The following is a 9,848-nucleotide window of genomic DNA, read 5'->3' as shown; positions in this document are numbered from 1 at the left end:
TGCTGCGCTCGCTCGCGAAGGGCGAGGCGATCACGCAGGATACGTCCACGCTCGAGAATCCGGCCATCCTCGAGCAGCTCACCGAAGTACGCTGAACGCCTGCCGGTTCGCGTCAAGCATGCAAGCCCCTGCGCGGCAATCCCGATTGCCCGCGCAGGGGCTTTTTGCTACATAACGGCATGACCGTTCCGACCCGTTCGGCGCCTGCCGCGCCACCTCCCGTTCCCGTACCGCTCGCGCGTGCGCATGCGCGCTATTGGCGCTTCAACGTCGCACTGATCGCGGTGCTGATGGTGATCGGCTTCGCGGTGTCGTTCATCGTGCCGTTCTTCGGGCCCGCACTCGCCGGCGTGCGCTTCGCCGGCTTCAGCTTGCCGTTCTATGTCGGCGCGCAGGGCGCGATTCTCGTGTACCTCGTGCTGATCGTCGTCTACATCGGGTTGATGCAACGTGCGGACCGCACGCTGCGCCGCGCGTACGACGAGCATGCGGCGCGCGCCGGCCATGCGAACGGCGGGCGCTGATTCATGCTGACGCGTCGACTGATACGCGCATACGCGCTCTACACGCTCGGATTTCTCGGCTTCGTGCTGCTGATGTGGCGGATCGAGCGCGCGACGGGCTCGGGCGTGTGGATCGGCTACGTGTTCCTGTTCGTGCCGATCGCCGTGTATGCGGTGATCGGGTTGTTGTCGCGCACGTCCGATCTGGTCGAGTACTACGTGGCCGGACGGCGCGTGCCGTCCGCGTTCAACGGGATGGCGACGGCGGCCGACTGGCTGTCGGCCGCGTCATTCATCGGGCTGGCCGGCTCGCTCTATGCCACCGGTTACGACGCGCTCGCGTACGTGATGGGCTGGACCGGCGGGTTCTGCCTCGTCGCGTTCCTGCTCGCGCCGTATGTGCGCAAGCTCGCGCGCTACACGATTCCCGATTTTCTCGGCACGCGCTTCTCGAGCACGGCCGTGCGCGCGCTCGCGGCCGGCGCGGCGATCCTGTGTTCGTTCGTGTACCTGGTCGCGCAGATCCAGGGGATCGGCCTGATCGCGACGCGCTTCATCGGCGTCGATTTCGCGATCGGCATCTTCTGCGGGCTCGCGGGCATTCTCGTGTGCTCGTTTCTCGGCGGGATGCGCGCGGTCACGTGGACCCAGGTCGCGCAGTACATCATCCTGATCAGCGCGATCCTGATCCCGGTGTCGCTGATCGCGATGAAGAACGGGCTCGGCCCGGTGCCGCAGTTCAATTACGGCAAGCTGATGGAGCGCGTCGCGGCGCGCGAGGCGCAGGTGCGCGACGCGCGCGACGAGCAGCAGGTGCGCGATGCATACCGCCGGCAGGCCACGGCTATCCAGACGCGGCTCGACCGGTTGCCGGCGTCCTATGCGGATGCGCGCCGGCATCTCGTCGACCAGCTTGCGGACCTGCGGCGCCATAACGGGCCGCTGCGCGAGATCAGCCGGCGCGAGCGCGAACTGGCCGATTTCCCGCGCGATCCGGCGGCGGCGCGCGTGGCGTGGACGCAGGCGCGTGACGACCTGCTCGCGCGTGCCGAGCCGCCCGTGCCGATGCACGAGCCGTTTCCGGCCGCGAGCGAGGACGAACGCAAGCCGCGCGAGCGGAACTTCCTCGCGCTGCTGCTGTGCCTGTCGCTCGGCACCGCGAGCCTGCCGCACATCCTGACGCGCTACAACACGACCACGTCGGTCGCGTCGGCGCGGCGGTCGGTCGGCTGGACGCTGTTCTTCATCGCGCTGTTCTACCTGAGCGTGCCGGTGCTCGCGGTGCTGATCAAGTACGAGATCCTCGCGAATCTCGTCGGGCGACCGTTCGCCGAATTGCCGACGTGGATCACGCAGTGGCATCACTTCGAACCCGACCTGATCAGCGTCGTCGAGGTGATTCGCGACGGTATCGTGCACTGGTCGGAAATCCAGATGCAGCCGGACATGGTCGTGCTGGCCGCGCCGGAGATCGCGGGGCTGCCGTATGTCGTGTCGGGGCTGATCGCGGCCGGTGCGCTGGCCGCGGCGCTGTCGACTGCGGACGGGTTGTTGCTGACGATCGCGAACGCGCTGTCGCACGATGTCTATTACTGCATGGTCGCGCCCGATGCGTCGAGCCAGCGGCGCGTGACGATCTCGAAGGTGCTGCTGCTGGGGGTGGCGCTGTTCGCGTCGTATGTCGCGTCGCTCAATACCGGGAAAATTCTGTTTCTCGTCGGGGCGGCATTTTCGCTGGCGGCGTCGAGCTTCTTTCCGGTGCTGGTGCTGGGGGTGTTCTGGAAGCGCACGACGACGCGTGGCGCGATTGCCGGGATGGTGACGGGGTTGGCGGTGTGCGTGTACTACATCGTGTCGACTTATCCGTTCTTCACGCAACTGACCGGGTTCGCCGGGCGCACGTGGTTCGGGATCGAGCCGATCAGTTCAGGCGTGTTCGGTGTGCCGGCGGGGTTCGCGGTGGCGATCGTGGTGAGTCTGTGTGACAAGCGGCCGGATGAGTATACGCGGGCGTTGGTGGATTACATTCGGCATCCGTGAGGGGGGGCGATGAGGCATCGCGTGTCGACGCCCAAATGAAAAGCCCCCTGATTTCTCGGGAAATCAGGGGGCTTCATGGATTCTGGCGGAGAGAGGGGGATTGCCCACACAAGCGCGGGCCGCGGATTCGCTTGCAAGCGAATCCCTTCGAATCCCCCGCGCAAGCCGAATTGTCGGCTTGCTTCTCTCCGGAAACGAAAATGCCCGCTGGCGCGGGCATTTGAATCCTGGCGGAGAGAGGGGGATTCGAACCCCCGATAGGCGATTAACCTATACACGCTTTCCAGGCGTGCGACTTAAACCACTCATCCATCTCTCCGGAAGACCGAGAGTATAGCAAACTCTGGCGGCAGCCCGCCACTCCCTTCGGCGTTCGTCAGAAATCCGTCGTCATCGACAGCCACACCGAGCGCGGATCGCCCTGCGTCAGGTATCCGCCGATCGTCGACGACCAGTACGACTTGTTCGCGACGTTGCGCACGGTCGCGCGGAACGTCGTCTTCTTGCCGAACACCTCCGTCGCGTAACGGGCGCCGAGGTCGACGCGGTCCCACGCGTGGATCGACATCGTGTTCGCGACGTCCAGGTACTGCGGCCCGGTGTGGATCCAGCGCGCGGTCAGCGTGAGCCCGTTCAGCATCGGTACGTCGTATTCGGCGCCCGCATTGAGCAGGAACGACGGCACGCCGATCGGCCGGTGGCCGTCGTTCGCGCCGCCCGCCGTGTCCTGCAGCGTCGCGTTGAGGTACGTCGCGCCCGCGATCAGCCGCACGCCTTTCCACGGTTCGCCGTACACGGCCGTCTCGATGCCGCGGTGGCGCTGGGTGCCGTCGGCGCCGAACAGGTTCGTCGCCGGATCGGTGTACGCCATCGGCTTCTCGATCTGGAACAGCGCGAGCGACGCGCCGACCTTGTCGGTGTCGTACCGGATGCCGGCTTCATATTGCTTCGAGCGGTACGGCGACAGCGCCTGGCCAGCGTTGCGTGCGGTGTTCGGTGCGATCTCGCCCTGGGCGAGCGCTTCGCTGCGGTTCGCGAAGATCGACACGTTGCGCCACGGCTTCACGACGAGACCGAATACCGGCGTCGTGATCGCGTCGCTGTAGACGCCCGTGACCGCGCCCGTGTAGCTGAAATTGTCGACCGAAATCGACTGGCGGCGTGCGCCGATCGTGAACAGCACACGATCGTCGAGGAAGCCGAGCGTATCGGACACCGCGACGCTGCGCAGCCAGCTCTTCGTGACCGTGCCCGGATCGTTCATGTCGCCGCCTGCGTAGGCCGTCGGCGGGAACGCGACCGGCGCCGGATCGTAGAGCGTCGTCGGAAACGCGTTCGACAGCGTGTACGCGGACTGGCTGTCGACGCGGATGAACGACGCGCCGGCCGTCACGAAGTGCGACACGGGGCCGGTCGTGAAGCGGCCGCGCACGCCGGCTTCGGCCGACTGCGCATCTTCCTTGTGCGGCACGCTCAGGCGCGAGCCGGTCGTGCCGGACGACGAGTAGGTCGGCGTGTAGTAGTCGCCGTGCTCGTTCGTATGGCGCGCGCCGGCCGATACGTAGGCCGTCCACGCGGGCAGGAAGTCGTACTCGGCGCGCACGATCCCGACCGTGTCCTCGAGTTCGCTGAAGCTCCACGGCTGCGCATAGTTGTGCGTCGCGGACGGCACGGCGGGCAACTGATTGCCGCTGACGAGCACGATCGGGCGGCCGTTGTCGATCCGCTGCCGCTGATACAGGAAGTCCCCTGACAGGCGCAGCCTGTCGCCGCGCCAGTCGAGCGACACCGCCGTCACGTTGCCGCGGCGGCGCTCGTCGTCGACGGCCGTGTCGCCGCCGCTGATCGACTGGTTCACGCGTACGCCGAACTGGCCTTCGCTGCCGAAGCGGCGGCCGATGTCGACATGCGTGCCGAGCGAACCGGACGTGGCGCCGTCGACGGTGACGCGCGTGAGCGGCTTGTCGTCCGCGCGCTTCAGCTGGAGGTTCACGCCGCCGCCGACTGCCGAGCCGTTCGGCGATGCCCCGTTCAGGAAGGCATTCGCGCCCTTGAACACGTCGACGCGCTCGACCGCATCGGTTTGGACGAGCTGCCGCGGCGTGACGCCGTACAGGCCGTTGAGCGACACGTCGTCGCCGGCGAGCGCGAACCCGCGGATGACGAACACCTGCGAGAAGTTGCCGTAGCCGGATGCGCTGCGCACGGCCGGATCGTTGTCGAGCACGTCGGCGAGCGTGCGCGCCTGCTGGTCCTCGATCAGTTTCGACGTGTAGGTGGTCATGCTGAACGGCACGTCGCTCGCCTTTTGCTGGCCGAGCACGCCGAAATCCGCGCCGCGCGCGACCTGGCCGCCGGCGTAGGTCGGCGCGAGATCGCCCGGCAGCGGCTCGGCCGCGCCGGTCACGTTGATCGACGGCAGCACGGCGCCATCGGGCGCGGTGTTGGCGGCGGAAGTCGCTTGCTGAGCGTGTGCGGCGGCCGGGAAGGCGCAGGCGAGCGCAATGCCGAAGGCAATCGGCGTGAGACGCCGGGCGGGTAACGAAAATGTCGACATGGGACGCAAATCGGTGTGGTCGATGATCCGTCCCAGGGCGGCAAGTCGGAATCCGGGCGGCGTGACGCGTCCGTACTGTCGCGGACGTGCTTTTATCGAGCGGCGGAGTCTAACGTAAACGAGAATCATTGTCGTTTACGGGGAAATCAGTCCACTATTTGAGATAACCGCGGGCCGTTCACCGGCGACGGCGCACAACCGCCGAGCGGGCGTCGGGACGAACATGCGATCATGCGAAGTCCGCATTCGTCGTAACAAACCGTGCGTGCCGATTGCGGTCTGTCGGGTCGATCGGTTCCATACCGCCCGTCCGCATCGCACTCTTCAAAAGGAACGCCACACCATGTCGCTCTCCGCCTTGCTCGCCTTTGCGCTGATCCTGTCCGTCGGTGTCGCGACGCCCGGCCCGACGGTGTTGCTCGCGATGAGCAACGGTTCGCGCTACGGGCTGCGTCACGCGATGGTCGGTATGCTCGGCGCGGTCACCGCCGACGTCGTGCTCGTTGCGCTGGTCGGGTTCGGCCTCGGCGTGCTGCTCGACGCGTCGGAAACGGCGTTCGTGACGCTGAAGCTGCTCGGCGCGGCGTGGCTCGCGTATGTCGGCATCCGGATGCTGATATCGAGCGGCGGGGCCGCGGCTGCGCAGCCATGCGTGCCTGCGACGCCCGATCGCCGGAGCGCGTTTCTGAAGAGCTTTTTCGTCGCGATGAGCAACCCGAAGTACTACCTGTTCATGTCGGCGCTGCTGCCGCAGTTCGTCGACCGGTCGCACGCGATCGCGCCGCAGTACGCGATTCTCGCGGCGACGATCGTGGCGATCGACGCGATCGGGATGACCGGTTACGCGCTGCTGGGCGTGCATTCGGTCCGCGTATGGAAGGCGGCCGGCGAGAAGTGGCTGAATCGCGTCAGCGGATCGCTGCTGCTGATGCTCGCGGGGTACGTTGCGCTGTATCGGAAGGCTGCGCATTGACACGGTGATGGAGCGGGGAAGCAGTATGCCTAGGGCAGCGCGGTGATGAAGCCGGTCGACCGCTTCGCGCTCGCAACGCACGACGGGCCGTATGAAGCGTGGCCGGCGCGCACCGATGTGCTCGTGGATGGCGTGCGTTCCGGTCTCGCCGTTTCCGGTTACGTGCTGCTGCGCCAGTTCGAGACGCCGGCCGCGTTTCTGCTTGTCACCGACTACGACTGCCCGTTCGAGGAAGCGGTCACGTTTACGCTCGTGTCGAAGGGGCCGCTGAAGGTGCTCGCGCAGCGCACGGTCGGTGCGATGTATGCGTCGTGCCATCTGGACGAGATGACGTGGGCCGACGACCGGCATTTCAGCACGACTTTTGTCGGTATCGACGGACGATGGGATTTCACGATTCGTGACTTATCGGTGCCGTTCGTCCGGTCTCGGCTCGGCATGCATCGCGTGCGGGATCGCTGACGCGCGACCGACGAGCACGCGCATTTCATGCCAGAGGGGCCCGCGCCACATCTGCAAAAATCGTCTATTTCATTTCTCTTTCACTTTGATCGGGCGTGTAAGTTTTGATGCGCGCCGATCGTGCGTGCCCTACGCACATGGCGGCAGGAATGGCGACGTCCGCGCCTCGCGCGCGTTCACGACATTACAAAATGAATGGAAATTGAAAGAAATCCTTCCCTTGACGCCATGCATCGTCGCCCTTTATTGTCCGGTCTGCCGCCCGTGAGAGAGCACCGACGGCACCGCGCAAGCGCGCCTCGCGCGCACGACAACACGTAGCAAAAAGCAGAAAAGGAAACGTGGTAGCCACATGAAGCCGCTATTCGACGACAACAAATCCGATGCGGTCAGCGATCGTCCTTCCACGCCGTCTTTGTCGCCCATCGCCGCCCCGGCCGCCGTCGCCAACGTCGCCGTGCCGGCCGCGCAGCCGACGGAACACGCGCGCCTGATCACCGTCGACGAGATCGACCAGCTCGGCGCGACACAGGGCACGCGGATCGCCGCCTTCTCCCAGCAGATCCTCGCGAGCGTCCGCGCGTCGGACGCCGACCAGTTCGGCGACAAGCTCAACGAGTTGATCGCGACCGCTAAAGGGCTCGACCCGCGCGGCGCCGACAAGGGCGGGCTGCTCACGCAGGTCACGCGGCTGTTCCGCTCGACCAAGGAGAAGCTGCTGTCGCAGTACGAATCGGTGAGCAAGCGGATGGACACGCTCGTCGTCGAGCTCGAAAACCATGCGCAGCGCCAGAAGGCCGGCATCGACGAGCTCGAGCGGATGTACAACGACAACTACGCGCTGCACCAGGAACTCGCGCAGTCGAAGGCGCACGGCGAAACGGCGCTTGCGGCGCTGCGCGCGCATCTGGCGGCCGGCCAGCAGCCGGCGGACGATGCGTTCGCCGCACAGCGCCTGCTCGACGTGAAGCGCAAGGTCGACGCGCTCGAAAGCAAGCTCGACGATCTCGACCGCGCGATGCTGATGTCGAAGCAGCTCGCGCCGCAGATCCGGATGGAGCAGGACCAGAAACGCACGCTGACGTCGAAGTTCATGACGATCAAGACCGTGCTGATCCCCGCGTGGACCAACGCGTTCGCGCTCTACCTCGAACAGCTGAGCACGAAGCGCGCGGCGGCGCTCGCGAACGCGACGTACGACGCGGCCGACGAGGCGATCCGCGCGCAGGCCGACCTGAATCGCCAGAACGCGCAGGAAGTCGCGAAGCTCGGCCAGCGTCCGGTGATCTCGACCGACACGTTCGAATACGCGCAGCAGCAGCTGTTCGGCGCGTTCGACGACATCACGCAGATCATCGCCGACGGACGCCGCCAGCGCGAGCAGGACGCGCCGCGCCTGCGCCAGCTCGAACAGGACCTGATCACCCGATTCGCTCCGAAGCACAACTAAGAGAACTGAGAGAACACCGCATGATTACGCTTGAGAAACGCGCGGCGAAGGTCGCGATCGTCCTCGAAAAACGTCGGATCCTGAAGCCGCCGGTCGTGCGCGTCGGCGCGGCGCTCGACATCTCGGGTTCCGCGAAGCCGCTGTACCAGTCGGGCGTGATCCAGGAGACGCACGACCGGATTCTCGGCATTGCACTGAAGTTCGACGACAACGGCGAGGTCGACACGTGGACCTTCACCGAAGGCTACGACCGCCTGCCGACCGCGACGCCGGACAACTACGGCTCGTACATTTCCGATCACGTGCTCAATGCACGGATCGAAAAGTGGGGCGGCACGCAGTACGCACCGGTGATGAACGACATCGTCGATTTCTTCTTCCGTGCGCCGGAGCCGAAGCGCGAGGAAAAGCGCGGCTTTCTCAGCCGGCTGTTCGGCGGTGCGGACGACGCGCCCGCGCTGGCCGCTGCGGCGCCCGCGAACGGCCATCTGCCCGCGTGGGTGCTGTTCGTCACCGACGGCCAGAACCCGAAGAACGACCGCAAGCGCGTGCGTCAGCTGCTGGCCGAATCGCAGCACTTCCCGCTGTACTGGTCGCTCGTCGGCGTCGGCGATCCGAGCGAATTCGACTTTCTCGCGGAAGTGGCGGACGAAATGCCGAACGTCGGCTTCCTGCATCTCGAATCGCTCGATCTCAGCGACGAACAGATCTACGAACACCTGATCACGCAGGAATTCTGCGACTGGGTGCGCGCGAAGTAAGCGCGTCCCGCCTGCCCATTTTTCTGAACTCGATTACTCCATCATGTTGAAAGACTTCAAGATCCCGTTGTCGCTCACCGCGCTCGCGCTGATCGCGGCCTATCTCCTCGGCGGCGTGAAGGACATGCTGATCGTCGCGGTCCTGTGCGTGCTCGAAATTTCGCTGTCGCTCGACAACGCGGTCGTCAACGCATCGGTGCTCAAGAACTGGTCGGAGAAGTGGCGCAACCGCTTCATGGTGTTCGGCCTGCCGGTCGCGGTGTTCGGCATGCGGCTCGTGTTCCCGCTGCTGATCGTCGCGGTGATCGGCCACATCGGCCTGTGGGACGCGCTGACGCTCGCGGTCGAATCGCCGGACAAGTACGCGGCAGTGCTGACGTCCGCGCATCACGAGGTGTCGGCGTTCGGTGGCGCGTTCCTGCTGATGGTGTTCTTCAAGTTCATGCTCGACACCGAGAAGGACGAGCACTGGATCGGCTTCCTCGAAGGCCCGATGCGCCATCTCGGCCGCATCACCGCGCTGGAAGTGGCGCTGACGCTCGCGATCGTGATCGTCGCGTCGTTCTACGTGCCGGCAACCGAGCAGGTGAGCTTCCTGCTCGCGGGCGCGTTCGGCGTGATCGGCTTCGTGATCGCGCACGGCGTGGGCGACCTGGTCGGCGGCGAGGACACGGGCACGCGCGTGGTGCGAGAAGGCGTCGCGGGCTTCATGTATCTGGAAGTGCTCGATTCGTCGTTCAGCTTCGACGGCGTGATCGGCGCGTTCGCGCTGTCGAACAACATCTTCCTGATCGCACTCGGCCTGGGCGTCGGTGCGGCCTACATCCGGGAAATGACGCTCGTGCTGCTGAAGAAAGGCACGCTCGCGCAGTACCGCTATCTCGAACACGGTGCGTTCTGGGCGATCGGCGCGCTCGCGACCATCATGTTCCTCGGCGTGAAGCTCGAGGTGCCCGAGGTCGTCACGGGCCTGGTCGGCGCGGCGATGATCGCCGCGGCCGTGTGGTCGTCGATCGTCGTGCAGCGCAAGGAAGACCGCGCGGCGGTGGCGGGCAAGTAAGCGCGTCACGCGGCACGAAAACCATCCACGAAGGGGCCGCCG

The 9,848-nt window shown here is 65.8% G+C and carries 8 protein-coding genes and 1 tRNA gene; 7 read left to right on the top strand and 2 right to left on the bottom strand.

Features of this window, described 5'->3' with window-relative positions; all coding sequences use genetic code 11:
* Nucleotides 1-179 precede the first annotated feature (179 nt).
* Entirely contained in the window at nucleotides 180-524 is a 345-nt protein-coding gene (locus J8I33_RS33410) for a DUF4212 domain-containing protein (protein WP_050018008.1), read from the top strand.
* 3 nt (nucleotides 525-527) lie between these two features.
* Nucleotides 528-2,543: a sodium:solute symporter family protein gene (locus J8I33_RS33405; RefSeq protein WP_209939948.1), complete on the top strand. Its 2,016-nt coding sequence runs from the start codon at nucleotides 528-530 to the stop codon at nucleotides 2,541-2,543.
* A 228-nt stretch (nucleotides 2,544-2,771) separates the two neighbouring features.
* Here J8I33_RS33405 and J8I33_RS33400 read toward each other — a convergent pair.
* Nucleotides 2,772-2,862, bottom strand: a tRNA-Ser gene (locus J8I33_RS33400).
* 57 nt (nucleotides 2,863-2,919) lie between these two features.
* Nucleotides 2,920-5,100, bottom strand: coding sequence for a TonB-dependent siderophore receptor (locus tag J8I33_RS33395; protein ID WP_050018006.1), 2,181 nt, complete (start codon nucleotides 5,098-5,100; stop codon nucleotides 2,920-2,922).
* 343 nt (nucleotides 5,101-5,443) lie between these two features.
* On the opposite strand from J8I33_RS33395, the gene J8I33_RS33390 reads away from it, so the two are divergent.
* From J8I33_RS33390 to J8I33_RS33370, 5 genes are all read left to right on the top strand, one after another.
* Complete coding sequence (locus tag J8I33_RS33390; protein ID WP_050018005.1) at nucleotides 5,444-6,073, top strand: LysE family translocator; 630 nt, start codon at nucleotides 5,444-5,446, stop codon at nucleotides 6,071-6,073.
* A 45-nt stretch (nucleotides 6,074-6,118) separates the two neighbouring features.
* Nucleotides 6,119-6,535, top strand: coding sequence for a hypothetical protein (locus J8I33_RS33385; protein ID WP_124631858.1), 417 nt, complete (start codon nucleotides 6,119-6,121; stop codon nucleotides 6,533-6,535).
* Nucleotides 6,536-6,887: 352 nt separating this feature from the next.
* Nucleotides 6,888-7,985 carry a toxic anion resistance protein gene (locus J8I33_RS33380; protein WP_209939947.1) on the top strand — a complete coding sequence of 366 codons (1,098 nt, stop codon included), beginning with the start codon at nucleotides 6,888-6,890 and terminating at the stop codon, nucleotides 7,983-7,985.
* A 20-nt stretch (nucleotides 7,986-8,005) separates the two neighbouring features.
* Entirely contained in the window at nucleotides 8,006-8,746 is a 741-nt protein-coding gene (locus tag J8I33_RS33375) for a VWA domain-containing protein (RefSeq protein ID WP_209939946.1), read from the top strand.
* 43 nt (nucleotides 8,747-8,789) lie between these two features.
* On the top strand, nucleotides 8,790-9,806 hold the full coding sequence (locus tag J8I33_RS33370) for a DUF475 domain-containing protein (RefSeq protein WP_124557638.1): 1,017 nt from the start codon (nucleotides 8,790-8,792) through the stop codon (nucleotides 9,804-9,806).
* Nucleotides 9,807-9,848 lie beyond the last annotated feature (42 nt).

The organism is Burkholderia sp. AcTa6-5, assembly GCF_017815075.1.
In the GTDB taxonomy this organism is placed as follows: Bacteria; Pseudomonadota; Gammaproteobacteria; order Burkholderiales; family Burkholderiaceae; genus Burkholderia; species Burkholderia sola.
The sequence above is the reverse complement of the archived record's forward strand: the minus strand, read 5'-3'. Positions and strand labels throughout refer to the sequence as shown.

Coding starts and splice junctions, on each gene's coding strand:
- J8I33_RS33410 (WP_050018008.1), top strand. CDS start 180: ATGACCGTTCCGACCCGTTCGGCGCCTGCCGCGCCACCTCCCGTTCCC.
- J8I33_RS33405 (WP_209939948.1), top strand. CDS start 528: ATGCTGACGCGTCGACTGATACGCGCATACGCGCTCTACACGCTCGGA.
- J8I33_RS33395 (WP_050018006.1), bottom strand. CDS start 5,100: ATGTCGACATTTTCGTTACCCGCCCGGCGTCTCACGCCGATTGCCTTC.
- J8I33_RS33390 (WP_050018005.1), top strand. CDS start 5,444: ATGTCGCTCTCCGCCTTGCTCGCCTTTGCGCTGATCCTGTCCGTCGGT.
- J8I33_RS33385 (WP_124631858.1), top strand. CDS start 6,119: ATGAAGCCGGTCGACCGCTTCGCGCTCGCAACGCACGACGGGCCGTAT.
- J8I33_RS33380 (WP_209939947.1), top strand. CDS start 6,888: ATGAAGCCGCTATTCGACGACAACAAATCCGATGCGGTCAGCGATCGT.
- J8I33_RS33375 (WP_209939946.1), top strand. CDS start 8,006: ATGATTACGCTTGAGAAACGCGCGGCGAAGGTCGCGATCGTCCTCGAA.
- J8I33_RS33370 (WP_124557638.1), top strand. CDS start 8,790: ATGTTGAAAGACTTCAAGATCCCGTTGTCGCTCACCGCGCTCGCGCTG.